This window comes from Massilia niabensis, from assembly GCF_042655085.1.
In the GTDB taxonomy this organism is placed as follows: Bacteria; Pseudomonadota; Gammaproteobacteria; order Burkholderiales; family Burkholderiaceae_D; genus Telluria; species Telluria niabensis.
Genome location: NZ_JBHSMU010000015.1, coordinates 1,110,119 through 1,128,222 on the forward strand (window position 1 = coordinate 1,110,119; position 18,104 = coordinate 1,128,222).

Consider the following 18,104-nt stretch of genomic DNA (forward strand, 5'->3'; position numbering starts at 1 on the left):
GTCCTTCCCCACAACTTGAGTAGTCGTGCGATCCGCTAACCGGTCAGGCCGTGTCGCGGAAGGTTAAATCAACCCGCCAAACTCGCGAAGCGCGAAGAAAGGTGAGCAAGAATGATGCAACAACAATTTGCGAACTCGTACCTGTTCGGCGGTAACGCGCCGTACGTGGAAGAGTTGTACGAAGCCTACCTGAACAATCCCGGCTCGGTGCCGGACAACTGGCGCGCCTATTTCGACAGCATGCAGCATGTGCCTGCGGTCGACGGCAGTGCCCGCCCCGACGTGATCCATTCGTCGGTCATCGCCTCGTTCGCCGAGCGCGCCAAGCAGGGGCCGATCCGCATCGTCAGCGCCACCGCCGAAGCCGACCCGGAAATGGGCCGCAAGCGTGTCGCCGTGACCCAGCTGGTCGCCGCTTACCGCTACCTCGGCTCGCGCTGGGCCAACCTCGATCCGCTGCAGCGCCAGGAGCGCCCGCCGATCCCGGAACTGGACCCATCGTTCTACGGCTTCACCGACGCCGACCTCGACACCAAGTTCAACATCTCGAACACCTATTTCGGTGGCGAAAGCACCTCCCTGCGCGACCTGCTGCAGATGCTGCGCGACACCTATTGCCGCTCGCTCGGCGCTGAATTCATGTACGTCAGCGACCCGACCGAAAAGCGCTGGATCCAGGAGCGCCTCGAGTCGATCCGTTCGACCCCGACCTTCTCGGCCGAGAAAAAGCGCCACATCCTCGAGCGCCTGACCGCTGCCGAAGGCCTGGAACGCTACCTCCACACCAAATACGTCGGCGCCAAGCGCTTCTCGCTCGAAGGCGGCGAGTCGTTCATCGCCTCGATGGACGAAACCATCCAGCGCGCCGGTGAAAAGGGCGTGCAGGAAATCGTCATCGGCATGGCCCACCGCGGCCGCCTTAACGTGCTGGTCAACACCCTGGGCAAGGCGCCTTCGGAACTGTTCGAAGAATTCGAAGGCAAGCACGCCGACGACCTGCCATCGGGCGACGTCAAATACCACCAGGGCTTCTCGAGCGACATCTCGACCCCGGGTGGCCCAGTCCACCTGTCGCTGGCCTTCAACCCATCGCACCTGGAAATCGTGAACCCGGTCGTCGAGGGTTCGGTCAAGGCGCGCATGGAGCGCCGCGGCGACCGCCAGGGCAAGGAAGTGCTGCCGATCCTGGTGCACGGCGACGCCGCATTCGCCGGTCAGGGCGTGGTCATGGAAACCCTGAACCTGGCCCAGACCCGCGGCTACGGCACGGGCGGCACGGTCCACATCGTCATCAACAACCAGATCGGCTTCACCACCTCCGACCCGCGCGACGCCCGTTCGACGCTGTACTGCTCGGACGTGGTCAAGATGATCGAAGCACCGGTCTTCCACGTGAATGCCGACGACCCGGAAGCGGTCGTGCTGGCGACCCAGATTGCGCTCGACTACCGTGTCGAATTCGGCAAGGACGTCGTCGTCGACATCATCTGCTACCGCAAACTGGGCCACAACGAGCAGGACACCCCGGCGCTGACCCAGCCGCTGATGTACAAGAAGATCGCCAAGCACCCGGGCACCCGCAAGCTGTATGCGGAAAAGCTGGCGACGCAGGGCACCATCCCGGCCGATGAAGGCGACAAGCTGGTTGCCGCCTACCGCGACGCGATGGACGCCGGCAAGCACACGAACGACCCGGTGCTGACCGACTTCAAGAACAAGTACGCCGTCGACTGGGCGCCGTTCCTGAACAAGAAGTGGACTGACGCCTGCGATACCGCCGTGCCGCTGACCGAACTGAAGCGCCTGGCCGAACGCATTACCGTCGTGCCGGAAAACTTCAAGCCGCACTCGCTGGTCGACAAGGTACTGGCCGACCGCGCCGCCATGGGCCGCGGCGAAGTCAACCTCGACTGGGGCATGGGCGAACACCTGGCCTACGCGTCGCTGCTGTCGTCGGGCTATGCGATCCGCCTGTCGGGCCAGGACGCCGGCCGCGGCACCTTCGTGCACCGTCACGCCGTGCTGCACGACCAGAACCGCGAGCGCTGGGACCAGGGCATCTACCTGCCGCTGGCCAACGTATCGGAAACCCAGGCACAGTTCACGGTGATCGACTCGGTGCTGTCGGAAGAAGCGGTGCTCGGTTTCGAGTACGGCTATTCGACCGCCGAACCGAACACGCTGACCATCTGGGAAGCCCAGTTCGGCGACTTCGTCAACGGCGCCCAGGTCGTCATCGACCAGTTCATCGCGTCCGGCGAAGTGAAGTGGGGCCGTGCCTCGGGCCTGACCATGATGCTGCCGCACGGCTACGAAGGCCAGGGCCCTGAACACTCGTCGGGCCGCATCGAGCGCTTCCTGCAACTGTGCGCGGACAACAACATGCAAGTCGTCCAGCCGACCACGGCCGCCCAGATCTTCCACCTGCTGCGCCGCCAGATGGTGCGCCAGTTCCGCAAGCCGCTGGTCATCTTCACGCCGAAGTCGCTGCTGCGCAACAAGGACGCCGGCTCGCCGCTGACCGACCTGGCCAAGGGCGCCTTCCAGACCGTCATCGGCGAAACCGACGACAAGATCGAAGCGTCGAAGGTCAAGCGCGTCATCGCCTGCTCGGGCAAGGTCTATTACGACCTGGTCGGCGCACGCAAGACCCGTGGCGTCTCGGACGTGGCGATCATCCGCGTCGAGCAGATGTACCCGTTCCCGCACAAGTCGTTCGCGGCCGAGCTGAAGAAGTTCAGCAACGCCACCGAGATCGTGTGGGCCCAGGACGAGCCGCAAAACCAGGGTCCGTGGTTCCAGATCCAGCACAACATCTTCGAAAACATGGACGAAGGTCAGCGCCTGGCATACGCCGGACGTCCGGCATCGGCCGCACCGGCTGTCGGTTACTCCGACAAGCACGTGGCGCAGCAGAAAGAGCTGCTCGATACGGCGTTCTCGAAGCTCAAGGGTTTCATCCTGACTAAATAAGCATCATCGTCCACGCCTGACCAGCCCTCCCGGCGGTCGGGCGTTTTTCAAAGACCAAAGAATAATTTAACGGAGTTTTACATGGCACAAATCGAAGTCAAGGTCCCCCAACTGTCGGAATCGGTTGCTGAAGCGACCCTGCTGTCCTGGCACAAGAAAGTCGGCGAGCCGGTCGCGCGCGACGAAAACATGATCGACATCGAAACCGACAAGGTGGTCCTTGAACTGCCGGCCCCAAGCGCCGGCGTGATCGTGCAACTGCTCAAGGCCGACGGCGCAACCGTCGTCGCCGGTGAAGTCATTGCCGTCATCGATACCGAAGCATCGGCACAGACCAGCCCGCTGGCAGTCAAGGCAATTCCTTCGGCCGCGCCGAACGCGCCGATCGAAGCCGCCGCCGCAGCACCAGCCGCAACCGGCGGCTCGATGTCTGGCGTGGCCATGCCGGCCGCCGCCAAGATCCTGGCCGATAACAACATGAGCGCCGCCGGCATGGACGGCTCGGGCCGCGATGGCCGCGTGACCAAGGGCGACGCCCTGGCCGCTGTCGCCAACAAGCCTGCGCAGGCGCCGGCTGCCGCTCCAGCGGCGGCCAAGCCAGCGCTGCAACAGGTTGCCGCGCCAAGCGCCAACCTGGGCGACCGTCCGGAAGAGCGCGTGCCGATGAGCCGCCTGCGTGCCCGTATCGCCGAGCGCCTGCTGCAATCGCAGCAGACCAACGCGATCCTGACCACCTTCAACGAAGTGAACATGGCTCCGGTCATGGACCTGCGTAACAAGTTCAAGGACAAGTTCGAGAAGGAACACGGCGTCAAGCTGGGCTTCATGTCCTTCTTCGTCAAGGCCGCCGTCGCCGCACTGAAGAAGTACCCGATCCTGAACGCGTCGGTCGACGGTAACGACATCGTCTATCACGGCTACTTCGACATCGGTATCGCCGTCGGTTCGCCACGCGGCCTGGTGGTGCCGATCCTGCGCAACGCCGACCAGCTGTCGATCGCCGAGATCGAAAAGAAAATCGGCGAATTCGGCCAGAAAGCCAAGGACGGCAAGCTGACCCTGGAAGACCTGTCGGGCGGTACCTTCTCGATCTCGAACGGCGGCGTGTTCGGCTCGATGCTGTCGACCCCGATCATCAACCCGCCACAGTCGGCCATCCTGGGCATCCACGCCACCAAGGAGCGCGCTGTCGTCGAAAACGGCCAGATCGTCATCCGTCCGATGAACTACCTGGCAATGTCGTACGACCACCGCATCATCGACGGCCGCGAAGCCGTGCTGGGCCTGGTCGCCATGAAGGAAACGCTGGAAGACCCATCGCGCCTGCTGCTGGACTTGTAATCAGGGAAAACGGTAGAAGATAGAAGATAGGGAGTAAACCTCGGTCCGGGCACGCACGCCAATGGCGTACGTGTCCGTCCCAGCCCTTGTTCACGCTCCGCCTTTGCTGACCTTTTTGGAGGAACACCATGATCTCCGATGAAATCCGGCGTCTGCACGAGCTGCACCAGGCGGGCGCCCTGAGCGACGCCGAATTCGAGCAGGCCAAGGCAAAAGTGCTGGCCGGTGCAAGTGCCAACGCAAGTGCAGGAGAACGTATCAACCTGGACAAGGATGGCGGCGCTACCGGCAACGCTTACGGCGCTTCGGGTGCGAGCACGATCGAGACCCATTTCAAGCGGCTGCGGCGCTCGCGCTCCGACCGCTGGCTCAGCGGCGTGTGCGGCGGGCTCGCCGGCACCTACGGCATCGAGTCCTGGGTCTGGCGCCTCATCTTCACCGTCTTCACCCTCATTACCTCCGGTTTCGGAGCGCTCGTCTATCTACTGTTGTGGATTTTTGTTCCAGAAGAATAATTAAGGATTAATTCATGAGTAACGAGAAACAATTCGACGTCGTCGTCATTGGTGGCGGTCCTGGCGGTTATATCGCGGCCATCCGCGCGGCCCAGCTGGGCTTCAAGACCGCCTGCATCGACGAGTGGAGCAACGCCGCAGGCAAGCCTGCACCAGGCGGCACCTGCACCAACGTCGGCTGCATCCCGTCGAAAGCACTGCTGCAGTCGTCGGAACACTTCGAGCACGCCGGTCACGCGTTCGCCGAGCACGGCATCAATGTGTCGGGCCTGGAGCTGAACTTGCCGCAAATGCTCAAGCGCAAGGACACCATCGTCAAGCAGAACAACGACGGCATCCTGTTCCTGTTCAAGAAGAACAAGGTCAGCTTCTTCCACGGCCGTGGCTCGTTCGCGGGCAAGGCCGAAGGCGGCTACACCATCAATGTGACCGGTCCGACGACCGACACGCTGACCGCCAAGAACGTCGTCGTCGCTACCGGTTCCAACGCACGCCAGCTGCCGGGCGCAGAATTCGACGAGCGCCTGATCCTGTCGAACACCGGCGCACTGGCGATCGAAGCCGTGCCGGGTAAGCTGGGCGTGATCGGCGCCGGCGTCATCGGCCTGGAAATGGGCTCTGTGTGGCGCCGTGTCGGCGCGGATGTCACCGTGCTCGAAGGCCTGCCGACCTTCCTCGGCGCGGTCGACGAGCAGATCGCCAAGGAAGCACATAAACTGTTCACCAAGCAGGGCCTGAAGATCAACCTGGGCTGCAAGATCGGCGCGATCACCAAGGGCGAGAACAACGTCACCGTCGCTTATGCCGATTCGACCGGCGCCGAGCAGACCGCGACTTTCGATCGCCTGATCATCTCGATCGGCCGCGTGCCGAACACGATCGGCCTAGGCGGCGAGAGCGTCGGCCTGCAGCTCGACGAGCGTGGCTTTGTCGTCGTCGACGACGAGTGCCGCACCAGCTTGCCGGGCGTGTGGGCAGTCGGCGACGTCGTGCGCGGCCCGATGCTGGCGCACAAGGCCGAGGAAGAGGGCGTTGCCGTTGCCGAGCGTATCGCCGGCCAGCACGGCCATGTCAACTTCAATACGATTCCATGGGTGATCTACACCTCGCCGGAAATCGCGTGGGTCGGCAAGACCGAGCAGCAGCTGAAGGCCGAAGGCGTGGCGTACAAAGCCGGCACCTTCCCGTTCATGGCCAACGGCCGTGCACGCGCGCTGGGCGACACCTCGGGCATGGTGAAATTCCTGGCCGATGCCACCACCGACGAAATCCTGGGCGTGCACATCGTGGGCCCGGTTGCGTCGGAGCTGATCTCGGAAGCCGTCGTCGCGATGGAATTCAAGGCCTCGTCGGAAGACATCGCCCGCATCTGCCACGCGCACCCGTCGCTGTCGGAAGCCGTCAAGGAAGCCGCGCTGGCCGTTGACAAGCGTTCGCTGAATTTCTAATCAGGCCAGTTTCCTGACCCGTAGGGTGGGCGGGTTTCCCGCTCACGCGTTCAAATCACGTTTCCCGGCCCGCTCCGTGGCTTGCATGGGTGCGTTGAACGCGTGAGCGGGGGACCCGCCCACCCTACGTCCATTTTTGCAAGCGGTGCGATTAATCCGCCATCAAGCAAGACAAGCATCATATGAACGTCCAAGAGTTTTACCAGCACGCCCTCACCGAGCGCGGCTTCACATCCGACCCTGCCCAGCAGGCCGCGGTCGACCGCCTCCAGCAGGCGTACGACGACTGGGTCCAGTACAAGGCCCAGCGGTCGTCCGCTTTCAAGCGCCTCATCAACCGTCCCGATGTGCCGCGCGGCGTCTACATGTGGGGCGGGGTAGGGCGCGGCAAGTCCTTCCTGATGGACAGTTTCTATTCGGTCGTGCCCGTGGTGCGCAAGACGCGCCTGCACTTCCACGAATTCATGCGCGCCGTGCATGGCCAGCTCGATGAACTGAAAGGCGTCGCCGATCCGCTCGACGAAGTGGCCAAGCGCATCGCCCGCAAGTATCGCCTGATCTGCTTCGACGAATTCCACGTCTCGGACATCGCCGATGCGATGATCCTGTACAACTTGCTCACGGCCCTGTTCAATAACGGCGTCAGTTTCGTCATGACCTCGAACTACGAGCCGTCGACCCTGTATCCGGACGGCCTGCACCGCGACCGCATGCTGCCGACGATCGCGCTGCTGAAAGAGAAGCTGGACGTGCTCAATGTCGATGCCGGCAACGACTACCGCAAGCGCGCCATGGAGCAGGTGCAGGCCTATTACACGCCCCTGAACGCGACCGCCGACCGTCAGCTGCGCGAAGCCTATGCCAAGGTCGCCGACACCGCCGACGAAAACCCGATCGTGCACATCGAGAACCGCGAAATCCGCGCGCTGCGCCGTGCCGGCGGCGTCATCTGGTTCGATTTCGCCACCCTCTGCGGCGGGCCGCGCTCGCAGAACGACTACCTGGAACTGGCCACGCGCTTCCACACCGTGATCCTGTCGGGCATCCCGGCCATGTCGGCGGGACAGTCGTCCGAGGCGCGCCGCTTCACCTGGCTGATCGACGTGTTCTACGACCACAAGGTCAAGCTGCTGATGTCGGCGGCGGTCGAGCCGGAACAGCTGTACACCAAGGGCGTGCTGTCGAACGAATTCCACCGTACCGTCTCGCGTATCATTGAGATGCAGTCGCGCGAATACATGCTGGCCGAACGGCGCGGCGCCGCCGACGCGATTGCCTGAACACTGGCCACGAAAAAAGGAAGAAGATGACAACAGCACCGTTCATGTCGCGCAATGCCTTTGTTCTCCTGGCGTGTGGCCTGCTGGCCGCCTGCGCGTCGAAGCACGTGGCGCCGCCGAGCGAGGCCGTGGCGCCCACCACCTCGCTGGCCCAGGCCGAAGAGCGCCTGGCCAACGTTGCCGCCGAGCGCGCCGCGATCGAGGCGCGCTATGCCGCGCGCGAAGCGGTTTGCTACGAGAAGTTCTTCGTGAATGACTGTCTGGACGAAGCCAAGGAACGCCGCCGCACGAGCCTGACCGTCCAGCGCGCGATCGAGGTCGAGGCAGAGTACTTCCAGCGCAAGACCCGGGTCGAGGAACGCGACCGCGCCATGGCGCAGGCGAATGCCGAGTACCAGGCCGAGGAAGCACGCGCAGGCGCCACGCCACCCGCGCCGCCGAAGACGATCGCACCGGTGCCGCCGCCGCGTCCCGGTACGGCCGCCAAGCGCATGGCCGAGCGCAATGCGCGCCTGCAGCAGGAGGCCGCCGCGGAGCCGGCGAACGCCGCCAAGCGTGCCGAAAATGCCGCCGCGTTCGAAGAGCGGCGCCGCAAGTCGGAAGAGCGCCAGCGCGAAGTCGCCGAGCGCAAGGCGCAGCGCGAAGCCAAGCGCGCCGCCGCCGCGAAGGCCGAGAAGGAGAAGCAGGAGAAAGCCGCCGCACAGAAGGCAGCGGCCGCGCAGAAGGCGGCTGCCACCCGCTGAGGCGGATCAGCGGGTGGTCGACGCCGGATTCTGGACAGCCGGGTTCGTGGAATGAGCGCTTGCGCCGCCTTACAGGGCTTGCACCAGTTTCACGATCGCCATCGAGCAATTGCCGCCTTTGCCCTGCGCGCGTTCGGAGGCCTTCTCGACCAGCATTTCCGACGCCTGGCGTGGGGTCGAACGGGACAGCGCCGCGGCCAGTTCGGCGTCGGTGAAGAAATGCCACAGCCCGTCCGAACAGAGCAGGAAAGTGGCGCCCGGCGCCATCCCCATCTGCCAGCCGACCGTGACGAACGGTTCCTTGCGGCTGTTTCCCAGTACGTTGAGCAGCAGTTTCGAGCGCCGGTGGTTGCGCGCCGCCTCGAGCGGCAGCTTGTCGAGCGCCACCAGGTGTTCGATGTAGGCTTCGTCGCCCGTCCGCATCGCGGGCTGGCCATCGTCGAAGCGGTACAGGCGCGAGTCGCCCACGTGCGCCCAGGCCGCTTCGCCATGGGGCGACAACACCAGGCCGACAAAGCTGGCATGCGATTCTTCGCCGGTGGTGACGGCATTCATCTTGATGACGGTATGGGTTTCCGCGACGATGTCGCGCAGTAACTGGACCAGGCGCTCGGGATTGGCGGTTTCCCCGGGCTTGAATTCGTCGAAAACCTGGCGGGCCGTGTGCAGTACCTGGTCGCTTGCGGCGGCGCCGTTGATGCCGTCGGACAGCACGGCCAGCATGTAGCCCGGCGCGCGCGCGCCGGGCAGCAGGGCAACGCGATCGTTCTGCCGTGGGCGGTGTCCGATGTGTTGCGCGGTACCCGCTTCGATCTTGAAGAGATTCATAAACTTTGATGCTTTCCGTGGCTCAGGGGCCGATCTTTGTTGGCGGCAACGTCGCTCTAGATTAAACTATGCACTGAGAAGCCCCCGCGTTGCAAGCCGCAAGAGGACTATCTGCACTCCGATTGGCACAGCACCCGCTTGCGGCTCCCGCTAGCGGCTACGCTTGAGGTCAGCCACCGCCCCGCCTTGTTGAAAAATTCGTTTGGAACCGCCATCATGACCGATGTCCAAGACATCCAGCGCCGTATTATCGAACTCGACGTGGAACACCGCGACCTCGACGCGGTGATTGCGATGCTGACCGCCGATGGACATGCCGACCAGCTTCAGCTGCGCCGCCTGAAAAAGCGTAAACTACAGCTGAAAGACCACATCACCCTGCTGAAGATGCAACTCGTGCCGGACGTGCCGGCCTGATTGCCTTCGCATCCCGCATTTAAGCCCTGCATTTAAGCTCCGCATTTAAGCTAGATAAGCGCCCATTTTGACCGATCACCTTCCAGTGCCCGGCGCCGCAGAGGCGTCGGCTGACTCATCTGCCGATGCCGCAAACGACGCGCCTGTGGGCAAGTACGATGCCGAGCTCGACCGCCTGTTCGGCGTCGGCGGCCCGCTTGCGCCCGCAGTCGGCACCTACAAGCCCCGCACCTCGCAAACCGAGATGGCGAAAGCCATCGCCACGGCGATCGACGGCCAGAAAGTCCTCATGGCCGAGGCCGGCACCGGCACCGGCAAGACCTTCGCCTACCTGGTCCCGGCGCTGCTCTGGGGCGGCAAGACCATCGTCTCGACCGGTACCAAGAACCTGCAGGACCAGCTGTTCCTGCGCGACATCCCGACCATCCGCAAGGCCCTCAAAGCCCCGGTCTCGGTCGCCTTGCTCAAGGGCCGCTCGAATTACGTCTGCCACTACCACCTGGAACGCACGCTGCAGAACGGGCGCCTGACCTCCCGCGACGACGTCGGTCACCTGCGCGAGATCTCGCGCTTCATCAAGATGACCAGTTCGGGCGACAAGGCCGAGCTGGCGAAGGTGCCCGAGACTGCCTCGGTATGGAACTTGGTGACCTCCACCCGCGACAGCTGCATGGGCGCGGAGTGCCAGTATTACCAGGACTGCTTCGTGATGAAGGCGCGCAGGGAAGCCCAGCAGGCCGACGTGGTCGTGGTCAACCACCACCTGTTCTTTGCCGACGTGGCGCTGAAGGACACCGGCGTGGCCGAGCTGCTGCCGTCGGCCAACACGATCATCTTCGACGAGGCGCACCAGCTGCCCGACACGGCCACGCTGTTCTTCGGCCAGTCGGTGTCGACTTCGCAGGTGCTGGAACTGTGCCGCGACGTGCTGGCCGAGGGCCTGGCGCACGCGCGCGGAGGCCCCGACTGGGCGAAAGTCGTCACCGTGGTGGAAAAGGCCGCGCGCGACCTGCGCCTGACCTTCCCGGAAGGCGGCACGCGCATGTCGCTGCCGCAGGTCCCGCCCACCTCCGCCTTCTTCCCGGCGCTCGACAAGCTCAAGGAAGAACTCGACGGCCTGATCGACGTGCTCGAGGACCAGGCCGAGCGCGCCGAAACCCTGGAAGCATGCCGCGTGCGCGCCGTTGAATTAAAGGCCTCTTTCGACGGCTGGAAACCCGATGCAAAAGGCAAAGTGGTGGAGGGCGACCAGGCCGTGCTGTGGGTCGAGGCGTTCGCCTCCTCGCTGCAACTGCACCGCACGCCGCTGTCGATCGCGCCGATCTTCCAGAACCAGAGGGAGGGTACGCCGCGCAGCTGGATCTTCACCTCGGCGACGCTGGCCGTCAAAAACGACTTCAAGCATTTCTCCGAACAGATGGGACTGACCGGCGAACCGGCACTCACCTGGCCGAGTCCGTTCAACTACGAGGACCAGGGCGTGCTGTACGTGCCGACCGGGCTGCCGGAACCCAATTCCATGGGCTATACCGACGCCGTGGTCGACCATGCGCTGCCGATCATCGAGGCGGCGGGCGGGCGTACCTTCTTCCTGTGCACCACGATTCGCGCGGTGAACCGGGTGGCCGAACGGCTGCGGGTCGATTTTGCCGAGCGCGGGCTGGACTTTCCGCTGTTCGTGCAGGGCGAACGCGGCCGCACCGAGCTGCTCGACTCGTTCAGGAATGCCGGCAACGCGGTGCTGGTGGGCAGCCAGAGTTTCTGGGAAGGCGTCGACGTGCGCGGCGAGGCGCTCTCGCTCGTCATCATCGACAAGCTGCCCTTCGCCCCGCCGGACGACCCAGTGCTGGCCGCGCGCATCGAGGTGATGGAAAAGCAGGGCATGAACGGCTTCATGCATCACCAGTTGCCGGAAGCGATCATCACCCTCAAGCAGGGCGCTGGCCGCCTGATCCGCGACGTCGACGACCGCGGCGTGCTGATGATCTGCGACCCGCGCCTGATCAGCAAGCCCTACGGGCGCCGGATCTGGCAGAGCCTGCCGCCGTTCAAGCGGACAAGGGTGCAGCAGGAAGTGATTGATTTCTTCAAGCCGGGGTCGGAAAAGCCTGAACAGGATTGATATTACCGGAGGGACACGGGATGGGCGGATTCCCGCCCATCCCGTGTTCCTTCGATAAATATTCCAATTACGGCACGATGACCACTTTCCCCGTCACCTTGCGCCCGGCCATATCATTCAGCGCCTGCGCCGTATCTGCCAGCGCATAGCGCTTCGACACCAGCGGCTTGAGCTTGCCCTCGGCCATCCAGCCCAGCATCTCGCGCATTGCGGCCAGGTTGGCCTCGGATTCGCGCCGCACAAAATCGCCCCAGAACACGCCGACCACCGAGGCGCCTTTCAGCAGCATCAGGTTCCACGGCAGCTTCGGAATCTCGCCCGCCGCGAAACCCACCACCAGCAGCCGCCCGCGCCAGGCGATTGAGCGCAGTGCCGGTTCGCTGTAAGGCCCGCCCACGGGATCGTAGATCACGTCCGGGCCCTTGCCACCGGTGGCCGCCTTGAGCGCCTCACGCAGGTCTTGCGTGCTGTAGTTGATCAGCACATCGGCACCGTGCGCGCGGCAGACCTCCAGTTTCGCGTCGTTTGACGCCGCCGCGATCACGCGCGCGCCAAGGGCCTTGCCGATCTCGATCGCCGCCAGTCCGACGCCGCCCGCCGCGCCCAGGACCAGCATCGTCTCGCCTGGCCGCAGGGCGCCGCGGTCGACCACCGCATGGTGCGAGGTGCCGTAGGTGAGGGTGATCGCCGCGGCGGTATCGAAATCCATGCCGTCCGGCATCGGCATCAGCGCTTCGGCCGGGGCCAGCGCCTGCTCGGCGAAGGCGCCCGTGCGCGTAAAGCCGATCACCCGGTCACCCGGTGCAAAGCCGCGCACGCCCTCGCCGACGGCGCGCACCACGCCCGCGAATTCGTTACCCGGAGTAAACGGCAGGGGCGGGCGTACCTGGTACTTGCCCTGCACCGTCAGCACGTCGGGGAAGTTGACGCCGGCTGCGCGCACGTCAACGACGACTTCGCCGCTGCCGGGCACGAGGTCCGGCAATTCCTGCAACGCGAGGCTGTCCGGCGGACCCCAATCCTGGCAAACGATAGCTTTCATGGCATTTCCCTCTCTGAAATATTTAAAAACGGCCAAATTATGCCTCACGGAACGCACACGCCGTGCGGCGACCGATGAGGCCGACGCGTTTGTGCGTCCGCAAAATGGCAGGGGTCGGGAACGCTAGAGTCATGCATGCACATCGCATTACTGGGCATTGAATGGGGGAAATGGCAATGGCGATAAGGTACGGCTGTTTCTTCAGCTATGCCCACGGGCGACACGACTTGATGAACCGGTTCAAGACTGCGCTGGCCGATGCGCTGCGCTGCTACCTCGAACCCTATTTCGACAACGAGGACGAACTGTTCATCGACACCGAACAGCTTGGCGGCGGTGACGACCTCGACCGCAAGATTGCCCGCGCGATGTGCGAGAGCGTCTGCATGATTCTCATCTACACACCCAAATACGAAGCGCACGCCTACACCCGGCGCGAATATGCCGCGATGCGCCAGCTCGAAGCCGAGCGCAGCCAGTGGTACACATTGCCGAGCCACCTGATCATCCCGGTAATCATGACCCAACATCCGGATCGCCTGCCGCCGCAGATTGCGAATTCCACCTTCTATGTCGACTTTTCGCATTTCACGATGGCGACCGACGACCTGAAATCGAACCGCGATTTCCTGCCCGATATCGACAAGATGGTGAAGCGGATCGCGACCCATTACCAGTACCAGAAAATGTACATGCCGGCTGATCATGATTGCAACCAATTCGTGCTCCCCGATGTCCCACCGGAGTGGCGTGCCGTCCCGGATCTGACCTTTCCAAAAAAATGAGGAGCCCATGGAAATCAACCGCATCACGCTTCCCCCCATTAGCGGCCCTGGCGAAGTAAGCACCTTTTATTCGTTTGAAAGCGGCGCCGCGCGCAGCCTCGCGCTTGCCGACGCGGCGGTGCTGCTGGCGAGCCGGCAGAACGCCACCGTGCCCGTACTGATGATCGACTGGGACACCGAGGCCCCCGGCCTGCACCACCTGTTCCCCACCTGCGACGAGCGCTACGAGAGCGAGCGGCCAGGCCCGGCCCGGCATGGTGCGCCTGCGCTCGCCGCAAGGCGTTTCGAGCCGGTGGCGAGGCCAGGCCACGAGCGGTCGGGCCACGGCAGGCCGGACCACGAGAGGCCGGGCCACGAGAGGCCGGGCCACGAGAGGCCGGGCGAGGAAAGGCACGACAATGACAGGCAGGGGCACGCCAGGAGCGCTGCAGCCCGGCCCGAGATGGCTTTCCGGCCCGAGGCGGGCCGTCCGGGCCTGCTCGAATACTTCGAAGCCTGCCGCGAGCAGCTCGACACGCTCGCCCGCACCTGCCCCGAGCTCGATCACGACGAGCGCGCGCGGCTGGTGCTCGAAGCGATCGACTGGGAAGCCTATGTCGAACGGGTCGACCAGAGCCGTACCCTGTACCTGATGCGCGCCGGCTGCTTCGACGACAGCTACGGCGAGCGCGCCGACCGCATGGACTGGGATGGGCTGTTCGCGGCCTGCCCGCCGCTGTTCCGGGCGTTTGTCGGCCACCTCACGCGCCACTTCCGGCATGTGCTGATCGACTGCCGCGGCGGGCGCTCGGCGGCCGTGAGCGTCTGCACGACGCTGCTCCCCGACCGGCTGGTCGGCCTGTTTACGCCGAACGCGCGCAGCCTCGACGGCCTTGCCGGGGTGGTGACGCGCGCCATCGAATACCGCTGCAGCCATGAGGAGGCGCAGCATCCGCTGCTGGTGTATCCGCTGCCTTGCGGCGTCGACAGCCTCGACGCCGAGCGGCGCATGCTGTGGCGCCGGGGCGACCCGCACAAGGGCAGCGTCGGCTACCAGGCGGCGCTCGAGCAACTGCTGCGCAACTGCTACGGCTTGTCCCAGCTGTCCCTCGACAGCTATCTCAACGAGGTGCAGCTGCACGGCGCGGTAGCGGCCGGCGCGGCCGAGCACCTGGGGGCGGCGCCGGAACGCGATGCCGACCGCCTGTCGCAGACGCGCGCCATCGAGGCGCTGCTGGGCTGGGCCGCGGCCGGGCGCTTCCCCTGGCAGTCGCGCGCCGAGCTCGATTTGATGGACGCGGTCGGCGCGGCGCGCGCCGCCCTGGCCGCCGGCGAACGCCACGGCGCCCGGCAGCCGGACAGCGTCGATGCCAACGGTGCGCTGCTGGCGCGCGAGCTGATGCGTCTCGGCGAAGTGCACCGCCATCAGGGGGGCTTGGGCGAGGGGTACGAATGCTTCTCCGAGGCGATGCTGCTGCGCGCGCGCCTGCAGGGCGACGATCATCCCGACACCCGCGCCAGCCGCGCGGCCCTGGCGAGCGTGCTGCGCGACGGCGGACGGCTGCGGGAAGCACAGCAGCAGTTCGACGTGCTGCTCGACCACTGCATGCGCGCGGCCGGCGCCGATCATCCCGAAACGCTGGCCGCGAAATCCGGGCTGGCAGCCACGCTCGCGCGGCTGGAGGAGTTTCAGCGCGCGCTGGCGCTGCACGAAGAGGTGACCGAGGCCTGCGAGCGGCTGTATGGCCCCGGCCACATCGCCACCCTCGATGCCCTGGCGGGACAGGCGCGCACGCTTGCCGCGCACGGCGAGTACTCGCGGGCGCGCATGCTGTACGAGCGCGTGCTCGAAGGCCGCCAGCGCGTCCTCGGCACCGAGCACGAAGACACGCTGCGCTGCACCGGGTCGCTGGCGACGCTGCTGCGCGACATGGGCGACCTCGGCAACGCGCGCAAGCTGCAGGAGCTGGTGCTCAGGGTGCGCGAGCGCCGCCTCGGGCCCGACGCCGCGGTGACGCTGCAGGCGCGCGAGGCGCTGGCGGAAATCTTTGCCGCCCAAGGCGACCTGGGTGCAGTGCGCGACATGCAGCAATCGCTGGCCACGGCCCGCGCGCGGCGGCTCGGGGACGACCACCCGGATACCCTCGGCGTGATGCTGCGGCTGGCCTCCACGCTCAGCCAGCAGGGCGAGCTCGAGGAGGCAAGGCAACTGCAGCAGCACGTCGTCAACCAGCACGAGCGCCTGCGCGGCATGGACGACCACGAAACGCTGCGCAGCAAGCGCATGCTGGCCGAAACCCTGTCGAGCCAGGGTCACAGCGGAGCGGCGCGCCGGCTCGAGCAGAGCGTGGAGGAGGGCGGCAACCGGCTGCTGCAGCTGCGCGCGATGTCCTCCGGCCTGCACGATGGCGCCGGCATCGCCGCGCCGGGTGCCGGTACCACAGGCGCCGCCTTGCCGGCTGCGGGAAGCGCCTTGCCGGGCGTGGTCCATTCCGGCATCGGCATGGGAGCGGCGGCGGCCGGGGTGACGCCGGGTGCTGCTGGGCGTGCGCCGCGCCTTGCCCCTGGACAGCCCGCCCCGCAGGAGGCAATCGAGCACAAGCTGGGCCAGTTGCATAAACTGGTCGAGGCCGGACGGGCGCGGGAAGCACGGCAACTTGCCGACAGCTTGCGCGAAACCATCCTGCGCCCCACCGTCGCGCAGCCGCTGCGGCGGCGCGGGGTGGCGCTGATCAAGCAGGTCTACCTCGACGACGGCGACAAGGATGCCTTGCTCGCCTTTGCCGAGGACGAGGTCGCCTCGCTCGAGGGCGCGCTACTGGAAGCGGCGGGCGGGTGGCCGCTGGCGCTGCGCTAACGGAGGCACGTGCGGCGAAATGCATTGCAACCCCGGCAATGACCGGGGGTGGCGTCGTGTCGGGACAACGGCGCCGTGCCCCGGAGGCGAGAAATTATCTGTCCCGGACGCGCGATGAAAGCGTTGCTTCAGGTAAAATCGCGTGATGCGAATTCTTATCAGTAACGACGACGGCTACCTCGCCCCGGGCATCAACGCCCTGGCCGAGGCCCTTGCGACCGTCGCCGACATCACTGTGGTCGCGCCCGACAGCAATCGCTCGGGCGCGTCGAACTCGCTGACACTCGACCGTCCGCTGTCGGTCAACCGGGCTGCCAACGGCTTTTATTATGTGAACGGCACGCCGACCGATTGCGTCCACATCGCACTCACCGGGATGCTCGACGCGCCGCCCGACCTGGTCGTTTCCGGCATCAACAACGGCCAGAACATGGGCGACGATACGCTGTATTCCGGCACCGTCGCAGCCGCGACCGAAGCTTTCCTGTTCGGCATTCCGGCGATCGCCTTTTCCCAGGTACATCATGGCTGGGCGCATCTTGACGCCGCCGCCAGGGTCGCGCGTGAAGTCGTGCTGCGCGGCTTCGACGTGCTGGCCTCGCCTTACCTGTTGAACGTAAACATTCCCAACCTGCCCTATGAGGCGATGGGCGCGCTGACGCCGACCCGTCTCGGGCGCCGCCATCAGGCCGAGCCCGTGATCCGCGCCCAAGACCCGCGTGGGCGCGAAATCTTCTGGATCGGCGCGCCCGGCGCCTGCCGCGATGCGAGCGAGGGTACGGATTTCCACGCCGCTTCGCACGGGCTGGTGTCCATCACGCCACTGCAGGTCGACCTGACGCACAAGCCGCAGCTCGAACTGCTGACGCGAGGACTGGCATGAACGACCGGACCAAAACTCCCGAGCGCAGCACCTTTCCGCTGCCGCTGTCGTCGGTAACCGGCAGCGGCGCGCGCAAGCCAGGCGCGCCTGCGCCGGTCGCGACGCCGCAGACGGCCACCCAGAACGCCGCGCGCGCGGTCGGCGGCGCCCAGCCGCCGAGGGCGCCGCAACCCGGTCCCAAGCTGCCCGGGTATGCGATGCCGGCGGCGTCCAGTGCCCCGGCGGCCCAGCGCTCGGACCTGATGGCCACCGAAGCGATCCGCCGCGCAATGGTTGCGCGCGTCGCGGGGCAGGGCGTGCGTGACCGTGTCGTGCTCGCCGCCCTCGAGGCCGTGCCGCGCCACCTCTTCATCGAGCCGGCGCTGTCCGGCCAGGCCTATATCGATGCCTCGCTGCCGATCGGCCACAACCAGACCATTTCCCAGCCCTACATCGTTGCCCGCATGATCGAGGCGATGCGTGAAGGCAAGGGCAGCATGGCCCGCGTGCTCGAGATCGGTACCGGCTGCGGCTACCAGGCAGCCGTGCTGGCGCAAGTGGCGGGCGACGTCTATTCGATCGAACGCATCAAGCCCCTGCACGAGCTGGCCAAAGCCAACCTGCGGCCCCTGCGTCTGCCCAACCTGCGCTTGCACTACGGAGATGGTATGCTCGGGCTCGCGCAGGCCGCCCCATTTGATGGCATCATCCTGGCCGCGGCCGGAATGGAAGTGCCGCGCGCCCTGCTCGAGCAGCTCGCCATCGGCGCGCGACTGGTGGCCCCGGTCGGCGGCCAGGTACAGCACTTGCAGCGCATCACCCGAACAGCCAAGTCGGAGTGGACCAGCGAAACGCTGGAAGCCTGCCATTTTGTCCCCTTGCGTCCTGGCATCGCTTAATACAAACAAGCGT

At 65.5% G+C, this 18,104-nt stretch carries 14 protein-coding genes; 12 read left to right on the forward strand and 2 right to left on the reverse strand.

Going from position 1 to position 18,104, the window contains the following annotated elements; genetic code table 11:
• Window positions 1–111 precede the first annotated feature (111 nt).
• From ACFPN5_RS19355 to ACFPN5_RS19380, 6 genes are all read left to right on the forward strand, one after another.
• A complete protein-coding gene (locus tag ACFPN5_RS19355) occupies window positions 112–2,973 on the forward strand; it encodes a 2-oxoglutarate dehydrogenase E1 component (RefSeq protein WP_379785426.1) in 2,862 nt (953 codons plus the stop codon).
• Window positions 2,974–3,054: 81 nt separating this feature from the next.
• Window positions 3,055–4,314, forward strand: coding sequence for a 2-oxoglutarate dehydrogenase complex dihydrolipoyllysine-residue succinyltransferase (gene odhB / locus ACFPN5_RS19360; protein ID WP_379785427.1), 1,260 nt, complete (start codon window positions 3,055–3,057; stop codon window positions 4,312–4,314).
• 128 nt (window positions 4,315–4,442) lie between these two features.
• Window positions 4,443–4,829 carry a PspC domain-containing protein gene (locus ACFPN5_RS19365; RefSeq protein ID WP_379785428.1) on the forward strand — a complete coding sequence of 129 codons (387 nt, stop codon included), beginning with the start codon at window positions 4,443–4,445 and terminating at the stop codon, window positions 4,827–4,829.
• Between the two features lie 14 nt (window positions 4,830–4,843).
• A complete protein-coding gene (lpdA, locus tag ACFPN5_RS19370; protein ID WP_379785429.1) occupies window positions 4,844–6,277 on the forward strand; it encodes a dihydrolipoyl dehydrogenase in 1,434 nt (477 codons plus the stop codon).
• A 182-nt stretch (window positions 6,278–6,459) separates the two neighbouring features.
• Window positions 6,460–7,557, forward strand: a complete 1,098-nt coding sequence (gene zapE, locus ACFPN5_RS19375; protein WP_379785430.1) for a cell division protein ZapE — start codon at window positions 6,460–6,462, stop codon at window positions 7,555–7,557.
• A gap of 26 nt (window positions 7,558–7,583) precedes the next feature.
• A complete protein-coding gene (locus ACFPN5_RS19380; protein WP_379785431.1) occupies window positions 7,584–8,300 on the forward strand; it encodes a hypothetical protein in 717 nt (238 codons plus the stop codon).
• Between the two features lie 69 nt (window positions 8,301–8,369).
• On the opposite strand, the gene ACFPN5_RS19385 is transcribed toward ACFPN5_RS19380, so the two are convergent.
• Window positions 8,370–9,128: a PP2C family protein-serine/threonine phosphatase gene (locus ACFPN5_RS19385; protein ID WP_379785432.1), complete on the reverse strand. Its 759-nt coding sequence runs from the start codon at window positions 9,126–9,128 to the stop codon at window positions 8,370–8,372.
• Between the two features lie 216 nt (window positions 9,129–9,344).
• On the opposite strand from ACFPN5_RS19385, the gene ACFPN5_RS19390 reads away from it, so the two are divergent.
• Together ACFPN5_RS19390 and ACFPN5_RS19395 are read left to right on the forward strand one after the other, a co-directional pair.
• A complete protein-coding gene (locus ACFPN5_RS19390) occupies window positions 9,345–9,545 on the forward strand; it encodes a YdcH family protein (protein WP_056333185.1) in 201 nt (66 codons plus the stop codon).
• Window positions 9,546–9,612: 67 nt separating this feature from the next.
• A complete protein-coding gene (locus ACFPN5_RS19395) occupies window positions 9,613–11,667 on the forward strand; it encodes an ATP-dependent DNA helicase (protein WP_379785433.1) in 2,055 nt (684 codons plus the stop codon).
• 67 nt (window positions 11,668–11,734) lie between these two features.
• Here the strand turns inward: ACFPN5_RS19395 and ACFPN5_RS19400 are convergent, their stop codons facing one another.
• Entirely contained in the window at window positions 11,735–12,709 is a 975-nt protein-coding gene (locus tag ACFPN5_RS19400; protein ID WP_379785434.1) for an NADPH:quinone oxidoreductase family protein, read from the reverse strand.
• 176 nt (window positions 12,710–12,885) lie between these two features.
• Between ACFPN5_RS19400 and ACFPN5_RS19405 the strand changes: the two genes are divergently transcribed.
• From ACFPN5_RS19405 to ACFPN5_RS19420, 4 genes are all read left to right on the forward strand, one after another.
• A complete protein-coding gene (locus tag ACFPN5_RS19405; protein WP_379785435.1) occupies window positions 12,886–13,494 on the forward strand; it encodes a toll/interleukin-1 receptor domain-containing protein in 609 nt (202 codons plus the stop codon).
• A gap of 7 nt (window positions 13,495–13,501) precedes the next feature.
• Window positions 13,502–16,330 (forward strand): tetratricopeptide repeat protein, encoded by a 2,829-nt coding sequence (locus ACFPN5_RS19410; protein ID WP_379785436.1) that lies wholly within the window; start codon window positions 13,502–13,504, stop codon window positions 16,328–16,330.
• A gap of 145 nt (window positions 16,331–16,475) precedes the next feature.
• Window positions 16,476–17,213, forward strand: a complete 738-nt coding sequence (gene surE / locus ACFPN5_RS19415; protein ID WP_379785745.1) for a 5'/3'-nucleotidase SurE — start codon at window positions 16,476–16,478, stop codon at window positions 17,211–17,213.
• Window positions 17,210–18,091, forward strand: a complete 882-nt coding sequence (locus tag ACFPN5_RS19420) for a protein-L-isoaspartate(D-aspartate) O-methyltransferase (RefSeq protein ID WP_379785437.1) — start codon at window positions 17,210–17,212, stop codon at window positions 18,089–18,091. Before surE ends, ACFPN5_RS19420 begins: the two co-directional genes overlap by 4 nt.
• Window positions 18,092–18,104: the final 13 nt, after the last annotated feature.

Excerpts from the sequence above, each read along its gene's own strand:
- ACFPN5_RS19355 (WP_379785426.1), top strand. The coding sequence starts at position 112 with ATGATGCAACAACAATTTGCGAACTCGTACCTGTTCGGCGGTAACGCG.
- odhB (WP_379785427.1), top strand. The coding sequence starts at position 3,055 with ATGGCACAAATCGAAGTCAAGGTCCCCCAACTGTCGGAATCGGTTGCT.
- ACFPN5_RS19365 (WP_379785428.1), top strand. The coding sequence starts at position 4,443 with ATGATCTCCGATGAAATCCGGCGTCTGCACGAGCTGCACCAGGCGGGC.
- lpdA (WP_379785429.1), top strand. The coding sequence starts at position 4,844 with ATGAGTAACGAGAAACAATTCGACGTCGTCGTCATTGGTGGCGGTCCT.
- zapE (WP_379785430.1), top strand. The coding sequence starts at position 6,460 with ATGAACGTCCAAGAGTTTTACCAGCACGCCCTCACCGAGCGCGGCTTC.
- ACFPN5_RS19380 (WP_379785431.1), top strand. The coding sequence starts at position 7,584 with ATGACAACAGCACCGTTCATGTCGCGCAATGCCTTTGTTCTCCTGGCG.
- ACFPN5_RS19385 (WP_379785432.1), bottom strand. The coding sequence starts at position 9,128 with ATGAATCTCTTCAAGATCGAAGCGGGTACCGCGCAACACATCGGACAC.
- ACFPN5_RS19390 (WP_056333185.1), top strand. The coding sequence starts at position 9,345 with ATGACCGATGTCCAAGACATCCAGCGCCGTATTATCGAACTCGACGTG.
- ACFPN5_RS19400 (WP_379785434.1), bottom strand. The coding sequence starts at position 12,709 with ATGAAAGCTATCGTTTGCCAGGATTGGGGTCCGCCGGACAGCCTCGCG.
- ACFPN5_RS19405 (WP_379785435.1), top strand. The coding sequence starts at position 12,886 with ATGGCGATAAGGTACGGCTGTTTCTTCAGCTATGCCCACGGGCGACAC.
- ACFPN5_RS19410 (WP_379785436.1), top strand. The coding sequence starts at position 13,502 with ATGGAAATCAACCGCATCACGCTTCCCCCCATTAGCGGCCCTGGCGAA.
- surE (WP_379785745.1), top strand. The coding sequence starts at position 16,476 with ATGCGAATTCTTATCAGTAACGACGACGGCTACCTCGCCCCGGGCATC.
- ACFPN5_RS19420 (WP_379785437.1), top strand. The coding sequence starts at position 17,210 with ATGAACGACCGGACCAAAACTCCCGAGCGCAGCACCTTTCCGCTGCCG.